The 16,838-nt window shown below is 67.8% G+C and carries 16 protein-coding genes; 8 read left to right on the plus strand and 8 right to left on the minus strand.

Features of this window, described 5'->3' with window-relative positions; translation table 11 throughout:
* Positions 1–270: 270 nt before the first annotated feature.
* Positions 271–867 carry a TetR/AcrR family transcriptional regulator gene (locus tag AC5LXX_RS17890; RefSeq protein WP_493412493.1) on the minus strand — a complete coding sequence of 199 codons (597 nt, stop codon included), beginning with the start codon at positions 865–867 and terminating at the stop codon, positions 271–273.
* Between the two features lie 137 nt (positions 868–1,004).
* Between AC5LXX_RS17890 and AC5LXX_RS17895 the strand changes: the two genes are divergently transcribed.
* Positions 1,005–1,430: a Tautomerase enzyme gene (locus AC5LXX_RS17895; protein WP_493412494.1), complete on the plus strand. Its 426-nt coding sequence runs from the start codon at positions 1,005–1,007 to the stop codon at positions 1,428–1,430.
* 64 nt (positions 1,431–1,494) lie between these two features.
* On the opposite strand, the gene AC5LXX_RS17900 is transcribed toward AC5LXX_RS17895, so the two are convergent.
* Positions 1,495–2,385 carry a LysR family transcriptional regulator gene (locus AC5LXX_RS17900; RefSeq protein WP_493412495.1) on the minus strand — a complete coding sequence of 297 codons (891 nt, stop codon included), beginning with the start codon at positions 2,383–2,385 and terminating at the stop codon, positions 1,495–1,497.
* 101 nt (positions 2,386–2,486) lie between these two features.
* Here AC5LXX_RS17900 and AC5LXX_RS17905 point away from each other — a divergent pair, with 101 nt between their 5' ends.
* Positions 2,487–2,927, plus strand: coding sequence for a PACE efflux transporter (locus AC5LXX_RS17905; RefSeq protein ID WP_493412496.1), 441 nt, complete (start codon positions 2,487–2,489; stop codon positions 2,925–2,927).
* Positions 2,928–3,034: 107 nt separating this feature from the next.
* On the opposite strand, the gene AC5LXX_RS17910 is transcribed toward AC5LXX_RS17905, so the two are convergent.
* From AC5LXX_RS17910 to AC5LXX_RS17930, 5 genes are all read right to left on the minus strand, one after another.
* Complete coding sequence (locus AC5LXX_RS17910) at positions 3,035–3,886, minus strand: alpha/beta fold hydrolase (RefSeq protein ID WP_493412497.1); 852 nt, start codon at positions 3,884–3,886, stop codon at positions 3,035–3,037.
* Between the two features lie 237 nt (positions 3,887–4,123).
* Positions 4,124–4,453: a DUF3579 domain-containing protein gene (locus AC5LXX_RS17915; protein ID WP_124455565.1), complete on the minus strand. Its 330-nt coding sequence runs from the start codon at positions 4,451–4,453 to the stop codon at positions 4,124–4,126.
* A 25-nt stretch (positions 4,454–4,478) separates the two neighbouring features.
* Entirely contained in the window at positions 4,479–5,840 is a 1,362-nt protein-coding gene (locus AC5LXX_RS17920) for a sigma-54-dependent transcriptional regulator (RefSeq protein WP_493412498.1), read from the minus strand.
* On the minus strand, positions 5,830–7,704 hold the full coding sequence (locus AC5LXX_RS17925; RefSeq protein WP_493412499.1) for a sensor histidine kinase: 1,875 nt from the start codon (positions 7,702–7,704) through the stop codon (positions 5,830–5,832). The genes AC5LXX_RS17920 and AC5LXX_RS17925 overlap by 11 nt, the downstream gene beginning before the upstream one ends.
* A gap of 128 nt (positions 7,705–7,832) precedes the next feature.
* Entirely contained in the window at positions 7,833–9,197 is a 1,365-nt protein-coding gene (locus AC5LXX_RS17930) for a 2-hydroxycarboxylate transporter family protein (protein ID WP_493412500.1), read from the minus strand.
* A gap of 421 nt (positions 9,198–9,618) precedes the next feature.
* Here AC5LXX_RS17930 and AC5LXX_RS17935 point away from each other — a divergent pair, with 421 nt between their 5' ends.
* From AC5LXX_RS17935 to AC5LXX_RS17960, 6 genes are read left to right on the plus strand one after another with little or no spacing between them, the layout of a single operon-like run.
* Positions 9,619–10,449: a MetQ/NlpA family ABC transporter substrate-binding protein gene (locus AC5LXX_RS17935; protein ID WP_493412501.1), complete on the plus strand. Its 831-nt coding sequence runs from the start codon at positions 9,619–9,621 to the stop codon at positions 10,447–10,449.
* An 11-nt stretch (positions 10,450–10,460) separates the two neighbouring features.
* Positions 10,461–11,873, plus strand: a complete 1,413-nt coding sequence (locus tag AC5LXX_RS17940; protein WP_322081715.1) for an LLM class flavin-dependent oxidoreductase — start codon at positions 10,461–10,463, stop codon at positions 11,871–11,873.
* A gap of 18 nt (positions 11,874–11,891) precedes the next feature.
* A complete protein-coding gene (locus AC5LXX_RS17945; protein ID WP_493412502.1) occupies positions 11,892–13,073 on the plus strand; it encodes a methionine ABC transporter ATP-binding protein in 1,182 nt (393 codons plus the stop codon).
* Positions 13,066–13,722: a methionine ABC transporter permease gene (locus AC5LXX_RS17950; RefSeq protein WP_034187801.1), complete on the plus strand. Its 657-nt coding sequence runs from the start codon at positions 13,066–13,068 to the stop codon at positions 13,720–13,722. Before AC5LXX_RS17945 ends, AC5LXX_RS17950 begins: the two co-directional genes overlap by 8 nt.
* Positions 13,723–13,776: 54 nt before the next feature.
* Positions 13,777–14,619 (plus strand): hypothetical protein, encoded by an 843-nt coding sequence (locus AC5LXX_RS17955; protein WP_493412503.1) that lies wholly within the window; start codon positions 13,777–13,779, stop codon positions 14,617–14,619.
* On the plus strand, positions 14,616–15,827 hold the full coding sequence (locus tag AC5LXX_RS17960) for an acyl-CoA dehydrogenase family protein (RefSeq protein ID WP_493412504.1): 1,212 nt from the start codon (positions 14,616–14,618) through the stop codon (positions 15,825–15,827). The genes AC5LXX_RS17955 and AC5LXX_RS17960 overlap by 4 nt, the downstream gene beginning before the upstream one ends.
* A gap of 22 nt (positions 15,828–15,849) precedes the next feature.
* Here the strand turns inward: AC5LXX_RS17960 and AC5LXX_RS17965 are convergent, their stop codons facing one another.
* Positions 15,850–16,659: a hypothetical protein gene (locus AC5LXX_RS17965; RefSeq protein WP_493412505.1), complete on the minus strand. Its 810-nt coding sequence runs from the start codon at positions 16,657–16,659 to the stop codon at positions 15,850–15,852.
* Positions 16,660–16,838: the final 179 nt, after the last annotated feature.

Consider the following 16,838-nt stretch of genomic DNA (forward strand, 5'->3'; position numbering starts at 1 on the left):
GCTCCAAGCAATCTGCGGATGACGCGCGAACGACTGATGCGCGAGGCCGCTGCATGAGCGCAAAAGCTGCCCGCGCGGGCAGCCAAGCCGCCTCACCAACTCACGGGTCTAAGTGTCCGCAGAGGCCGATGGCTTGTCCCCTAGGCGACGGCACGGAACGACCTCCCACTCCGATACCTACCCTTAGAACAGAGGCTGCTCGACCGGCTGCAACGGGTCGGAAAGCGACGTCCCCGAAAATCCCCGAAGCCCCTTTCCATTGGCCGTCCGTCACGCCTGCTGCTCGGGCTGTACGTCGGTACGCTCGGCGATCACCACTGCGTAACGGCCGACCGCATCGGCGATGCGCTGCGCCAGTTCGGGATCGCGCACCGCACGCGCGAGCGTGACGCCGCCCGACAGCAGCGCGAGGAATGCGATCGCGCGATCGTCGTCGGGCGTCTCGCCGAGCCCGGACGACACTTCGTCGACGATCTGCCGCAACGCCTGTTCATACGCATCGCGCGTGTCGTCGTCGGCGCGCATCACTTCGGGCGACAGGCTCGGCAGCGCACAGCTTTCGCCGAGCGCGCAGGTGCGTCGCGGCCCCAGGTAGAACGACACGAACGGGCGCCGCCAGCGCGCGCCATGCTCGGCCTTGAATGCCGCGACGCCTTGCCGGAGCTGGTCGAGGCCGTCGAGCACGATCTGGCGGAATGCTTCGCCCTTGGATTTGAAGTGCCCATAGAACGCGCCGTTGGTGACGCCCGCCGCTTTCGTCAGCGGACCGATGCCGGAGCCGCCATAGCCCTCCTGGCGGAACAGGCGGCTCGCGGCTTCGAGGATGCGCGTGCGGGTTTCGTTCTTGTGCTCGGCGGAATAACGCATGACAGGCTCGCTTCAGAGCGATCGCTCTTTATCGCTTGCATAGAGAGCGATCAGTGTCTAATGTATAGAGAGTGACTGGTATTTATATCACGTCACGATTCCGATGACTTTCAATGACCTGACCTGGAGAAAGTGCGATGCCGATTACGCTGACAGTATCCGAAGGAGTTTTCACGCAGGAAGACGAAGGGCCGGTGTTTGCCGAACTGACCGATGCGCTGCTGGATGTCGAAGGGCTGACCGGGAACGCATTCCTGGCGCCGAACGTGATCGGCACGCTCAATGTGCTGCCGCGCGACCGGACCTTCGTGCAGGGTCGTGCGGAGCCCGCGGCGTTCGTCGAGCTGAAGCTGCCGGCAGTCGCGCTTGCCGCGCCCGACACGCAGCGGCTATTTGTCGAACGGGCCACCGAGATCGTATTGCGCCGCGCGGGCGGACGACTCACGCCCAGGCAGGTCTGGGTCAACGTCGTTCACGCGGTCGACGGCGGATGGGGTATCGCCGGACGACGTTACGACAACGCAGCGCTGGTCGATTCCATCCAGAGCGCGGCGGCGCAGTGACCGCAACTAACGGTCAAACCGTCGCGCGTTGACGGACGGTGCGGCGATTCCATCGCCGCACCGCTCAATGCTGGCCGTCTTCAGCGCGGAGCGCCCGCACGAGTTCCCCGGCGGCCTTGCCGATCCCGGCATGTTTCAGCCGCCGCAAAAACACGGGCAACGACAGCCCGTTGCGGATGTTCGCGAACACGAGCGGCGCGAGTTCGCCGTCGGCGACGTAGGGGCCGATCATCGACTCCGGCAAGTTCGCCCAGCCATGCCCGGCCTTCACGAGTGCGATCGCGGTCGCCATGTCGGTCACTTTCCACGTGCGGTTGCCGATCAACGGCCGCACGTCGGTCAACGGCCGTTCGGGATCGGCGATCACGATCTGCCGGAAGCCCGACAGTCGCTCGATCGCCTCGGGTTGCGCACATTCGGCGATGGCCGGATGGCTCGGCGCGGCGACCGCGACGAGCGTCTCGGTCCACAACGCGTGAATCTGTTCCTGCGGATGCAGATCGAGCCCGCCGAACGCGACGCAAAGGTCGACGGCGCCGCGATGCAGCGCATCGACGATCGTATCCTGCGGCGCCGTGACGATGCCGATCGCGAGCGCCGGATATTTCGCGGCCACGGCCGTGAGCGCACGGGCGACCGGCGCGCCGTCGAGTTCGGCCGCGAGCCCGAGCCGCAGCGTGTCCTCGACACCTTCCGACAGGTGCTGCGCATGCGCACGCAGCGCGTGCAGCCGTTCGGCGATCGAGCGCGCGTCGGGCAGCAGCGCGGCCATTGCGGCGGTCGGCGTCGGCTCGCGCGTGCCGCGGTCGAACAGCACGAGGTCGAGTTCGGCCTCGAGGTTCGCGATCGCCATGCTGACCGCCGACGGCGTACGGCCGAGCGCACGCGCGGCAGCCGAGAACGAGCCTTTGTCGATGACGGTCAGCAGCATGTCGATGTGATCGCTGGTCAGCATGGTCAGCCGCCTCCTGTCAGAAAAATTGAAAGGACCTGACTTTTGCGGACGCCAGGCCCGCTGTAGTCTCGCCACCTTGTTCGAAACGAAGGTGGTCGGTCATGCAAGGATGGAAGAGACGCATAGTCTACGTCGTGACGTTCGAGGTGCTCGGCATCCTCGTCGCGTCGTCGGTGCTCGGCATGCTCAGCGGCGCGAGCGCGGCGACGAGCGGGCTGCTCGGCGTGATGATCTCGACGACGGGCGTCACGGTCAATTTTCTGTACAACCTCGGGTTCGAGGCATGGGAGCGACGGCGTGCGGAAACGACGCGCACAGTCGGGCGGCGCGTCGTGCATGCGATCGGGTTCCAGGTCGCGCTCGTGACGTTCCTGATCCCGCTGATCGCGTGGTGGCTCGACGTGTCGCTGCTGCAGGCGTTCCTGTACGACGCGGTGCTGATCGTGTTCTTCCCGATCTTCACGTTCACGTACAACTGGGCGTTCGACAGCGTGTTCGGGTTGCCGGATGCGGTCACGCGCAAGGCGGCGCCGGTGGCATGATGCAGAGGGATGCGAAACGATCCGACGCGGGCAATCCGCGTCGTTTCGTTTCGATAGCCGTGTGGCAACAGCAGGGGAGACGGGCGGCGCGCAGGCCACCCGCGACGTTACGCGGCGACGAACTCGTGCACGTAGCGGTTGAACACGGCAGGGCTCGCGGCATTCATCCCGTGCGATGCGCCGGCGACGGTCTGCCGTTGCGCGTTGCCGATCCACTGCGACAGCGTATCGACGTTGTTGCGGAACATCTTCGGGCTGCGCTGGCCGTCGATCAGCAGCGTGCGGCATGCGATGTCGCCGGCCGCGTGCTGCGAGTATGCGGGCAGCGGGTCCCGCAGCTGCTTCGGCAGCGTGCTCGCGTTGTCGATCGCCATCGTGCGGAAACGCGACGTGCTCTTCTTCCATGCGCCCGGCAGGCTCACGGAATCGACGAACATCTCGAGGCCGGCTTCTACGTCGCCTTGCCCGATCAGGTTCACGGCCTTCGTGCGCAGTGCGAGCGCGGCGGCCGGCAGCGCGGCTTCGCGCACGCCCGGCTGTTGCAGCGGGCCGCCCGGATCGGCGAGCGTCAGCGATTCGACGAGGTGCGGATGCTGGCGTGCGACGTTGAACGCGACGCTGCCGCCGCGCGAATGGCCGACCAGGTGCACGGCGCCGAGATCGAGCGCATCGATGAATTCGGCGAGCTCGTCGACATGGTTCTGCCAGCTGAACTCGTCCTGGATGCCCGCTTCGACGGCCGGCCAGTAATGGCTCAGGCTCGGCGCGATGCAGCGGTAGTGGGCCGACAGCGCGGCGAGTTGCGGATCCCAGTAGCGGTAGTCGCACAGCGAGCCGTGCACGAACACCATCGGCGCACCGCTGCCCCGCTCGACATACGGCAGGCTGATGCCTGACGAAAGCGTCGCAAATTGCAGGTCGGGGTTCGCGAGCACGGACGGCTCGATTCGCATGTTCATGACTGAAAGACTCAAAGGTGCGTCAACACGACGCAACTATGCATCATGGCGACCTGCAAGGAAAACGCATAATTTTCATCGTGACGATCAATTTTTTTGATGGCTGCGCCGGAAACCCTTGTCGGAGCGTGGACATGTGTCGAAGCCTTCAATCGTCTGACAATTCATTCCGCCGCTGAAAGGGCGAGCGGCGGCCTGCGCGCACGCGCCTTTGCAGCGGAAAAAGGGGGGAGCGCGTCAGCGCACCGTCAATGCGGGTGCGGTCTGAAGCTCGACGGGGAGATCGTTGTCGGCGGCGAACTGCATCGCGAAGTCGAATGCATCCGCGCACACGGTGCGCAATTCGTCCGACACGAACAGGCATTTGACGTTGCCGTCGACGACGGGCATCGCGAGCCGCGACAGCGCGCACGGATAGCCTGGCCGCCGTTCGCCGACGAACAGCGTGATGACGCCCGCGAGGCGCTCGGGCCAGTCGCTGGGGCGGAAGGTTTTCTGCGCGCGGGTGACGCCGCGGATCAGGTGGCCGGCGATGCGGCCGTGTTCGGTGACTTCGATGCGATCCATGCTGTTCTGCGTATCCTCGTTCGCGTCATTCGCCGCCGTCGGCCGCCGCATCGCCGCGCGCGGGGATCCGCAGGTTGCGCAGCTTGTGATAGAGCGTCTTTTTCGGCATGCCCAGCGCGACGCTTGCGTCCGCAACGTTGCCGTTGTGACGCTGCAGCATGTCCTCGATCAGCATCCGCTCGAAATACGCGAGCTGTTCCGCGAGCGTGTCGCCGACGGCCGGCGCCTCGCCGGACGACAGCAGGCTGTCGCCGGTCAGCCCGAGCACGAAGCGGTCGGCCACGTTCTGCAGCTCGCGCACGTTGCCGGGCCATGCATGCGTCATCAGTTCGGATACCTGCGCGGCCGTGACGACCGGCGCCGGTTGCCCGAAGCGCCGCGCGGCCGCGAGCACGAAGTGCTCGAACAGCAGCGGCACGTCCTCGCGCCGTTCGCGCAGCGGCGGCAGCTCGATCTGCGCGACGTTGAGGCGATACAGCAGATCCGCACGAAAGCGCCCGTCGGCCGCGAGTTCGGCGAGATCGGCCTTCGACGCGGCGACCACGCGGCAGTCGACCGGAATCAGCTCGTTCGCGCCGAGCCGCTCGACCACGCGCTCCTGCAGCACGCGCAGCATCTTGATCTGCAGCGCAACCGGCATCGTCTCGATCTCGTCGAGGAACAGCGTGCCGCCGTCCGCCCATTCGATCTTGCCGATGCGCTTCTTGATCGCGCCGGTGAACGCGCCGGCTTCGTGGCCGAACAGTTCGCTCTCGAAGATCTGCTCGGGCAGGCCGCCGCAGTTCAGCGCGACGAAATGCGCGTCGCGCCGGCCGCCGAAGTCGTGCAGGCTGCGCGCGATCAGCTCCTTGCCGGTGCCCGTTTCACCGGTGATCAGCACCGACACCGACGTATCGGCTAGGCGCAGGATCTTCTTGCGCACGTCGGCCATCGCGGGCGACTTGCCGAGCACGAACGCCTCGATGCCCTGCCAGTTGTTCAGCGCCGCGCGCAGCCCCTGCACCTCGAGCGTCAGGCGGCGCTTCTCGACCGCGCGCGCGACGCGGCCGGCGATCACGTCCGACGAAAACGGCTTCTCGATGAAGTCGTATGCGCCGACCTGCATCGCGCCGACGGCCGTCGAGATGTCCGCGTGGCCGCTGATCAGCACGACCGGGATCTGCGCATCGATGGCCATCACGCGGTCGAGCAGCTGCAGCCCGTCGATGCCTGGCATCCGCACGTCCGACACGATCACCACCGGCGCGCCGGGCGCGACGTGCGCGAGCGCGTCGGCAGCGGACGCGAATGCGTCGACCGGGAACCCGGCGAGCGCGACGGCCTGCTCGACGCCGATCCGGACGTTTTCATCGTCCTCGACGACCAGCACGCGAATCTCATCTTCCATGCTCTATCCTCTGTTGCGGCGTCGCCGCCGCGAATTCGATACTGAACTGCGCGCCGCCCTCGTCGCGGTTCGTCGCGTCGATCTTCGCGCCGAACGCCTCGACGATGCGCGACGTGATCGCCAGGCCGAGCCCGAGGCCCTGGCCGCGCGGCTTGGTCGTGACGAACGGCTCGAACAGGTGCGGCAGCACGTCGGGCGCGATGCCGGCGCCGCTGTCGGCCATCGTGAAGCGCACGCGGCCGGCGTCGTCCGGCCCGCTGGCTTCGATGACGATGCGGCGCACCGGCGCGTCGTGCACCGCGTCGAGCGCGTTGCCGAGCAGGTTCACGATCACCTGCTGCAACTGGCTCGATTCGGCCGACACCGTCGTGCCGGGCGCGATGTTCACGTCGAGCCGCACGCCTTCGTCGCGGATCCGCGCATCGTAGATCAGCCGCGCATGGGCGACGGCCTCGTTCAGCGACACTGCGACGCGCTCGACGTCGGGCTTGCGCGCGAAGGTCTTCAGCTCGCCGGTGAGCACGGCCATGCCGTCGACCAGCTTGCCGATCCGTTCGAGGTTCGCGAGCGCCGGCGCCGGCTGGCCGCGCTCGAAGAACGTGCGCGCGTTGTCGCACAGCGTGCGGATCGCGACGAGCGGCTGGTTCAGCTCGTGCGTGAGGCCGGCGGCCATTTGCCCGAGCACCGCGAGCTTGCCCGCATGCACGACTTCCTGCTGCGACGCGCGCAGCCGCTGCTCGGTGCGCTCGCGCTCGACGATCTCGCGCTGCATCCGCTCGTTGGTTGCCGTCAGCGCGGCCGTGCGCTGCGCGACGGTCAGTTCGAGCCGGTCGTTCGCGCGGCGCAGCGCGTCCTGCGCATTCAGCCGCGCGACGATCGCCCGGCGCCGCTGGATCGCGTAGCCGGCCAGCAGCCCGGCGATCAGGAACGCGCCGGTGACGAACACGAAGGCCGTCTGCTGCTGGCGCCGCGCACCCGCGATGTCGAGCAGCACCATCAGCGAATCGCCGGCCTGCGGCGCGGGGCGCGACATCACGAGATAGCGCGTGGTGCGGCCGGTGTGGCGGGGATCGGGAAAGGTGCCGAACCACGCGGCCGAGCTGCGGTCGCCGATGCGGCGGTACGGCAATGCGTCGACTGTGCGGCCTGCATATTGGCGCGATGCCTGGATGTCGCGCTGCTGCTGCGCGGTTATCGGCCGCAGCGAGGTGAATTTCCACGCGGGCTCGGTCGAGATCACGACCACGCCGTTGCTGTCGACGACCATCGCGGCGACACCCGGCGCCCGCCATGCCGATTCGAGCGGATCGACGCTGATCTTCACGGCGGCCACGCCGATCGGCACGCCGTCGTCGCGCACCGCGCTCGCGAAGTAGACGCCCGGCACGCCCGTGTTTGTGCCGATCCCGAAGAAGCGGCCGCTGCCGCGCGCGAGCGCGTCCTTGAAGTACGGCCGGTACGACACATTGGTGCCGACGAAGCTGATCGTCTCGTTCCAGTTGCTGGCGGCGATCACGTCGCCTTGCAGATCGATCACGTCGACCGCGCCGCTGCCTGCGTCGCGGTTCACGGCCTCGAGGTAGGTGTTCACCGTATGCACGAGCGCGGGCGCTTCGTTCGGCGCGGCTTTCAGCATCGCACGCACGCCGTCCTGCCGCGCGACCAGGCCGGGCAGGATCTCGAAGCGGCCGAGCTCGCTCTTCAGGCTCGACGCATACAGGTCGAGCCGGTGCGCGCCGGCTTCCTCGAGCGCGTCGATCGCGCGTTCCCACGCGAAATCGACGGCCGCGCCGGCCACGCCGACATACAGCACGGCGGCCGATGCCCAGCCCCACCACGGGATTCCCTTGAAGCCTTTCTGCACGTTCGCCCTCGTCGATGCCTGCTACCGGTCCGTCGCAACCGTGAGCCGGAACGACGCGCGCCGCACGCCGGCAAGGCCGGCGGCGGCGCGTGCGAAGCAGCCTGCGCGACGGTGCGCGCGGCCGCGCATCATCCGAAGTGCGCGACCAGGATCAGCGTCACCGTGACGACGATCGCGCCGCCGATGCGGGTGGCGATCTGCGCGAACGGCATCAGCTGCATCCGGTTCGCGGCGGTCAGGATCGCGACGTCGCCGGTGCCGCCTTGCCCGCTGTGGCAGGCGTTCACGATTGCGGTGTCGATAGGGTACATCTTCAGCAGGCGGCCGACCACGAAACCGGTGCCCATCAGCGTCGCGACGGTCGACACGATCGTGACCACGTTGACGATCGTGAACGCGGCGGTCAGCTTGTCCCAGGGCGTCATCGCGACACCGATCGCGAACAGCAGCGGATACGTGACGGCGGTCGAGAAGAACTTGTAGACGACGAACGCGCCTTCCTGCAGCGGCGGCGACACGGCGCGCGCGAGCTTCACCAGCACCGCGAGGAACAGCATCGCGACCGGCGCGGGCAGGCCGAACAGCTTGTGCGCCATCAGGCCGACCAGGTACAGCGTGATCGCGGTGATGCCGGCGCCCGCGATGTGCGTGACGTCGACGTGGCCGCGGATCTCTTCGTTTTCTGGCGTCATGTCGCCGCTTTCGCCGACCTGCAGGCGGCCGTTGCCGGTCAGGTGCGGCAGGCGCTTGCCGAGCATGTCGAGCGCGCCCGACAGGATGATCGCGGTCAGGCTGCCGAGCATCACCGGCGGCAGCACCATCGCGAACATCTCGCCCTGCGGCAGGTGCATCAGTTCCGAATAGCCGATCGACAGCGGAATCGCGCCTTCGCCGACGCCGCCGGCCATGATCGGCACGACGATGTAAAGCAGCGTGTGGCGTGCGCCGAGGCCGAGCGCGGTGCCGACCGCCGTGCCGACGATCGCCGCGGCGACCGAGCCGGCCGCGAGCGGGATGAAGATCTTCACGAAGCCCTGGATCAGCACGCGGCGATCCATGCTCAGGATGCTGCCGACGATGATCGACGCGATGAACAGATACAGGAAGTTGGTCGACTTCGTGAATTCGACCGTCAGGTTCAGCACCGGCTTCGGCAGCACGTGGTAGTAAGTGAGCGCCGACGGCACGAAGGTCGCGAAGATCGCGGCCGCGCCGATGTTGCGCAACAGCGGCAGGCGCTTGCCGAGTTCGGCGCAGGTGAAGCCGAAGAACGCGAGCACGGCGATCGCCATCGAGATCTCGCCGGGCACCTTGCCCGTCACCGCAAAGCCGACGATCAGCGCGAACAGGATCACGTAGACCGGCAGCGGAATGATGCCGATGCGGATTTCCATCAGCTTCCACCAGCCTTCCGGCCAGAAGCGTGCGCGCGTGGCGGGACCGGCTTCGGCAATCGGCTCGGGATGGGACGGGGTATGGATAGAGGTCTGCAAGACGTGTCTCCTGATGTTTGGAATGCCTGCATTGCTTCGCGGCATCGTGTGACGTCTATTACGCAACCCCCGTGCCAGAATTCCGGCCTGCCGGAATATTTTCAATGCCTTGATTCATAAGGGATTTGTTTCGTCTGCGGAAAGGGTTGGCCGGCAGGCTGGCCGAGATTTCGGAATTCGTCCGGCGCCCAGGCCGAGATTTCGGCCAGAGGGCCGGCCGGGCCCGCGACCGAGCCTGGACGCCCGCCATATCGCCGCGCGCGATTTTCTTCGCACAATCGCTTCGTAGACCGCCTTCCCGCCGCTCTCTATCATCGCCTGATCTATTTCCGATGCGACGACGACCGTCCGGAGAACGCCCGTGCGTTCGCCGCGGTGCCGCTCATCCATCGATACCGTCTTTGGACAGGAGAGTGGTTCCATGCTGCATCTCGTTTTTTCCGCCCGCTTTTCCGCCGGCCGTGCGGCCCGCGTGCTGATTGCCGCGCTGCTCGGCGCCGTATTGCTGAACGGCGCGCGCGCCGACACCGCGCCGCTGAGGGTCGGCATCTCGACCAGCCCGCAGATCGAAGCGCTGAAGATCGCCGCGAAGGAGGCGAAGGAGCAGGGGCTCGACGTGAAGATCGTCGAGTTCACCGACTGGAATACGCCGAACGCCGCGCTCGCGAACAAGGACATCGACGTCAACTACTTCCAGCACATCCCGTTTCTCGAGAACGCGAAGAAGCAGGGCGGCTACAACTTCATCTCGATCGCGCCCGGCACGATCATGAAGATCGGTCTCTATTCGAAGAAGGTGAAAAGCTTCGCCGAGCTGAAGGACGGCGCGCGCGTCGCGATCGCGAACGATCCGGTCAACGGCGGGCGCGGGCTGTTGCTGCTGCAGCGCGCGGGGCTCATCACGCTGAAGCCGGGCGCCGACTACCGCGCGACCACGCACGACATCGTCGCCAACCCGAAGCACCTGAAGATCATCCCGCTCGAAGCGTCCCAGCTCGCGCGCTCGCTCGACGACGTCGATCTCGCGCAGGGCTATCCGAGCTTCATCAAGCTCGCCGGCACGACCGACCCGAACAGCGCGCTGCTGTTCGACGGCACCGAGAACAAGAACTTCGCGATCCAGTGGGTGGTGCGTCCCGAAAGCGCGAACGATCCGCGCATCCGCAAGTTCATCTCGATTTACCAGCACTCGCCGGCGGTGCGCAAGGCACTCGACAACGCGTTCGGCTCGCTGTACGCGATCGCGTGGTGACGGAGGCAGGCATGACGACGGCGAACCGCAAGAAGATCCTGCTCAACGCGTTCAACATGAACTGCGTCGGGCACATCAACCACGGGCTGTGGACGCACCCGCGCGACCGCTCCGCACACTACACCGATCTCGACTACTGGGCCGATCTCGCGAAGACGCTCGAGCGCGGCAAGTTCGACGGGATCTTTCTCGCGGACATCGTCGGCGTGTACGACGTGTTCGGCGGCGGCCCCGACGCGGCGCTGCGCGAATCGGTGCAGGTGCCCGTCAACGATCCGCTGCTGCTCGTGCCCGCGATGGCGCAGGTCACGCGGCATCTCGGCTTCGGCGTGACCGCGAACCTGACCTACGAGCCGCCTTACCTGTTCGCGCGCCGCATGTCGACGCTCGATCACCTGACGAAGGGCCGCGTGGGCTGGAACATCGTCACCGGCTATCTCGACAGCGCCGCGCGCGGCATGGGCCTCGCGCAGCAGATTGGCCACGACGACCGCTACGAGCGCGCGGACGACTACATGGACGTCGTCTACAAGCTGTGGGAACAGAGCTGGGACGACGACGCGGTGATCCGCGACGCGCAGGCGCGCGTGTTCGCGCAACCGGGCAAGGTGCGGCGCGTGAAGCACGACGGGCCGTTCTATTCGATCGACGCGATCCACCTGAGCGAGCCGTCGCTGCAGCGCACGCCGGTGCTGTACCAGGCCGGCTCGTCCGCGCGCGGCGTCGAGTTCGCGGGCCGTCACGCGGAATGCGTGTTCGTGAACGGGCAAAGCAAGGCCGCGGCGCGCGCGGCGACGCTCGACATCCGCGCGGCCGCCGCACGGCAGGGGCGCGACCCGGCGTCGATCAAGATCTTTGCCGGCGTGAGCGTCGTGACGGCCGAGACCGAACTGCTCGCACGAGAGAAGTTCGACGAATACCGGCGCTATGCGAGCCCCGAAGCCGGCCTCGCGCATTTCGCGAGCTCGACCGGCATCGACTTCGCGCAGTACGGCCTCGACGAACCGATCTCGTACGTGAAGACCGATTCGATCCAGTCGGCCGTCGACGCGATCTCGCGCAAGAGCACGACCGGCACGTGGACCGTGCGCCGGATGCTCGAACAGATGTCGCTCGGCGGCCGCTACGCGCCGATCGTCGGCTCGCCGTCGCAGGTCGCGGACGAGCTGCAGTCGTGGATCGACGAGACCGGCATCGACGGCTTCAACCTGACGCGCACCGTGATGCCCGAGTCGTTCGAGGATTTCGTCGACTGGGTCGTGCCCGAGCTGCAGAACCGCGGCGTCTACAAGGAAGACTACGATCCCGCGCCGACGCTGCGCGAGAAACTGTTCGGCGCGGGTCCGCGCCTGCCGGCATGGCACACCGGCGCGCAGCACCGGCCGGCCGCCGTATCCGAACCCGCGCATCCCGCGCATGCCTGAACCTGACGGAGCGAAGCGATGACGCAATTGTTCGATACGCTGGGTTTCATCGAGCCGTCGGCCGTGCGGGCCGGCGCCGCTGCGACGGCATATGAAGAAGCGGGCGCGTCGGCCGCCGGCGGCGCCGCCGTGTCGCTGGAACAGGTCGGCAAGGTATTCGCGACGCCGCGCGGCCAGGCCGCCGCGCTGCGCGACGTGACGCTCGACGTACGGCGCGGCGAGGTGTTCGGGATCATCGGCCGCAGCGGCGCGGGGAAGTCGACGCTGCTGCGGCTCGTGAACGGGTTGGAGCGGCCGAGCTCGGGCCGCGTGCGCGTGCAGGGCGTCGACGTCGGCGCGCTCGACGAGGACGGCCTCGTCGCGCTGCGCCGCCGCACCGGCATGGTGTTCCAGCATTTCAACCTGCTGTCCGCGAAGACGGTGTTCGAGAACGTCGCGCTGCCGCTGAAGATCGCCGGCGTGCCGAAGGCCGAGCGCGTGCGCAAGGTCGAGGCGCTGCTCGACCTCGTCGGGCTCGCCGCGAAGCGCGACGCGTATCCGGCGAGCCTGTCGGGCGGGCAGAAGCAGCGCGTCGGCATTGCCCGCGCGCTGGTGCACGATCCCGAGGTGCTGCTGTGCGACGAGGCGACGTCGGCGCTCGATCCCGAGACCACGCAATCGATCCTCGCGCTGCTCGCCGACATCAACCGCCGCCTCGGGCTGACGATCGTGCTGATCACGCACGAGATGGAAGTGATCCGCGCGGTGTGCGACACCGTGGCGGTCATCGAACAGGGAGAGGTCGTCGAAACGGGCCCCGTGTGGCGTGTGTTCGGCGATCCGCGCCACGGCGCGACGCGCGCGCTGCTCAGCACGCTGCAGCACGACCTGCCGGCCGAACTGGCCGCGCGCGTGCAGCCGCTGCCCGAGCAGGCCGCGCTGCCCGCCGGCGCGCAGGTCGTGCTCGACGTCCGCTATACGGGCGAGAGCGGCGGCGAGCCGGATGTCGGCGCGCTCGCGGCAGCGCTCGGCGGTTCCGTGCGGTTCCTGCACGGCGGGATCGAACGCATTCAGGGTCATGCGCAAGGGCGGCTCGTGATCGCCGCGACGCCGCGTGCGGAAGACGCCGACCCGTCGGCGCCACGCGGCGGCGCGGTTGCCGCGCTGCTCGAACGCGCGCGCCGCCACGCGAATCACGCGGAGGTGCTCGGCTATGTTTGAGCTCTGGTGGCCCGAACTGCTCGACGCGATCCGCGACACGCTGTCGATGGTCGCCGCGTCGGCCGCGATTGCCGCACTGCTCGGCATCCCGCTCGCGGTGATCCTCGTGACGACCGCACCGGGCGGCATCTATGCGCGGCGCGGCGTGAACGCGGTGCTCGGCGCGCTCGTCAACGTGTTTCGTTCGACGCCGTTCATCATCCTGCTCGTCGCGCTGCTGCCGTTCACGCGCGTGCTGATCGGCACGACGATCGGCGTGTGGGCGGCCGTCGTGCCGCTGTCGATCGCCGCGATCCCGTTCTTCGCGCGGATCGCCGAAGTGAGCCTGCGCGAAGTCGATCGCGGGTTGATCGAGGCCGCGCTCGCGATGGGCGCGAAGCGCCGCCACATCGTGTGGCACGTGCTGCTGCCGGAGGCGCTGCCCGGCATGCTCGGCGGCTTCACGATCACCGTCGTCGCGCTGATCGGTTCGACCGCGATGGCAGGCGCCGTCGGCGCGGGCGGGCTCGGCGATCTCGCGATCCGCTACGGCTATCAACGTTTCGACACTACCGTCATGGCGACCGTGATCGTGATCCTGATCGCGCTCGTCTCGGCCGTGCAAATCACGGGCGACCGCCTGGTCCGACGCGTGACCCGGCGTACCTGAGCGACGCCACAAGCGTCCGCTCGCTTCATTCACGATTCTGAGAGAACCAAAAACATGACCTTGCCCATCGGCGCGCCGCGCGAATGGAACGGACAATTCGAGGAAGCGCTGTTTCTCGACGTGGCGCGACGCCATCGTCCGGACTTCCCCGACAAGGCGGCGACGCCGCCACGCGAGCCGCGCAATGACGACGAACTGGCCGCCGTCGCCGACTACTACACGAAGATGGCGTCGCACGACCTGTTCATCGTGCAGGTCGTCGCGAAGGCGATCGACACGCTGTTCCGCGACGATCCGCATTTCCAGCTGATCCTGTCTCGCCAGCTCGGCGACGACGGCGCGCACGCGGTGATCGGCCGCGAACGCGTGACCGAACTGACGGGGCGCGATCCGCTGCCGGAAGTCGACCGGCTCGTCGCCGCGCACTGGGCGCGCATCGGCGACATCGCGGTACGCGACGTTGCGGGCTTTCTCGCGTTCGAATGGCATTACGAGCTGCACATCCTCGCGAAGCTGTGGATCCAGCGCAAGACCGGCCGCATCGGCGACGGCGCGATGCGCGAGCACGGCGAGAACCGGATCCGGCCGGACGAGGAGTGGCATCGCGTGCAGATCGTCCAGTGGTGGTTCGACACGCTGCAGGCGCTGCCGGCCGCCGAGCGCGACGCGCTGATCGATCGCGTGATCGCGGCCGACGAGGAAATGCAGGCGCGGCTCGACGGCTATCTGCACGACGAGTACGCGCATACCGCGCTGGTGTTCGGCGCGGATATCGCCGAATATCGTGCGATCTACGACGACTGGCGGCACGAGATCCTGTCGCGGCTGACCGGCCGTCCGCTCGGCGCGCTGGTGCCGCTGTCGGGCACAACCGTTGAACAGGAAGCCATTGCATGAACGATCCACGCGGCCCGGCGACGCTGGCGCCGGATACCGATGCACCGGCCGTCGACCGCGAGGCGCTGGCGCGCGCGATCGACGCGCTGCGCGTGACCGCCGCCGAGCGCGACCGCGCGGGCGGCCACGCGGCACAGGAGAAGCAGTGGCTCGCCGACGCGGGCCTGCTGACGCTCGCGGTGCCGCGCGCGTTCGGCGGACAGGAAGCCGCGTGGCCCGCGATCTACGACGCGATCCGGCAGGTCGCGCGCGTCGACAGCGCGCTCGCGCATCTCGTCGGGTTCCAGTGCCTGCAGGTCGTGAGCGTCGACGTATGGGGCAGCGCCGCGCAGCGTGAACGCTATCTGCGCGGCACGGTCGACGAGCGCTGGTGGTGGGGCAATGCGGTCAATCCGCTCGATACGCGGCTCGTGGCGACGGCCACGCCCGACGGCGGCTATCGGCTCGACGGCGTGAAAGGCTTCTGTTCGGGCACGCGCGGGTCGCAGCGGATGACGGTGTCCGCGCACGATCCGGCAATCGGCCGCACCGTCTTCGGCGTCGTGCCGACCGATCGCGCGGGGATCACGGTCAACGACGACTGGGATCCGGTCGGCCAGCGCCAGACCGACAGCGGCAGCGTGCGCTTCGACGGCGTGATACTCGCGGCGGACGAAGTGCTGCACCGTTCCGAGTCGCCGCCGACGCCGCGCGCGACGCTGCGCACGCTCGTGTCGCAGCTCGTGCTGACGAACCTGTTCGTCGGGCTGGCGGAAGGCGCGCTGGCCGAGGCGCGCGATTACGTGCGGCAGCATGGCCGCCCGTGGATCCACTCGGACGTCGAGCGGGCCGAGGACGATCCGTACACGCTGCAGCGCTTCGGCGACATGCGCGTGCGTGCGGTTGCCGCGGCGGCACTGGCCGATCGCGCGGCCGATGCATTGCAGCGCGCGTGGGCGCGGCAGGATGCGCTGACGGCCGACGAACGCGCGGAAGTCGCGCTGGCGGTATCGGAAGCGAAGATCGTCGCGCAGCGCGCGGCGCTCGACAACGGCGAAGCGCTGTTCGATGCGTGCGGCGCGCGCGCGACGGCCGCATCGCTCGGCCTCGACCGCTTCTGGCGGAATGCGCGCACCCATACGCTGCACGATCCGCTCGACTATCGGCTGCGCGATGTCGGCCGGTTCGCGCTGACCGGTGAACTGCCGCCGGCGTCGCTCTATACGTAAGTGAGCGCGTGCTCCGTCGCCGTCATTGATCGCCGGGAGGCGGGCCTTCCGGTGCGCCGGCGGCGGGCGCGGGCCTGCTGGCCAGCGGCATGACAATGTCCGTTCCGGCGCGCTTGTACGACGCCAGTTCGTCCGAATAGCGCGCCGTCCGTAAGCCGTTCGCGTCGTAGTACTCCTCGACCGACTTGACCCAGCGGCCCACGGCCGGCACGTACCAGAACGCCTTGTAGGTCTTGCCGGTCTGTTCCGCCGTCCCGTTGTTGCGGCTTTGCATCACGATCGTCGAACCGCCCGCGTTGCGGGACACGCCGGACGTGATCGACTGCCCCGGCGCGGATTGCGCCTTCCACGTGCCTTCGGCCTCGATCTTGATCGCGTCGAACTTGCCGCCCGTCACCGTGACGGTGTCGGAGCCGACGACCTTGTAATGCGTGTCGTACGCTTCCGACGCATGCTGCGGATTCGGGTGCGCTTCGCTATACCTGATCTCCCAGGTCTTGCCGGCCGTCAGCGGAAACGCCAGCGGGCGGTTCACGACGGTTTCGGTGCCGTTGACGCTGCGCGAACGGCTCCAGTCCGAGTCGACGATCATTTCGCGCGGCGCCTGCGTCGTGCCGCTTTGCTGCGTTTCGACATAGATGTGGTCGGACGTGGTGCGCTGCACGGAAATCTGGTCGCGCGTCTGGCGCCAGCCGTTCGGGCCGATTTCGACGGTATTGATGTAGGTCCAGGTATCGCCCGGCTTCAGCGCCGGGGCCGCGATCGATTGCGCGAGCGCGATGCCGGGCAGCATCGCGCAGAGTGACAACACGGCAAGGTCGTTCTTTTTCATGGTTGGGTGTGGGCAGCCATCGGTCTCGCCGACGAGCTTATCAAGCACACCTTTCATTCGGCATGACATGGGCGGTGCCGCCGCCGCCTTCGGCTCGCGTCGAACCGGAGCGCTGGAGGCATCGTGAATCGCGCTCGCTGCATACGACCTGCTGGACGCCTGAAATGATATGTTATATC

This window comes from Burkholderia torrens (assembly GCF_984668525.1).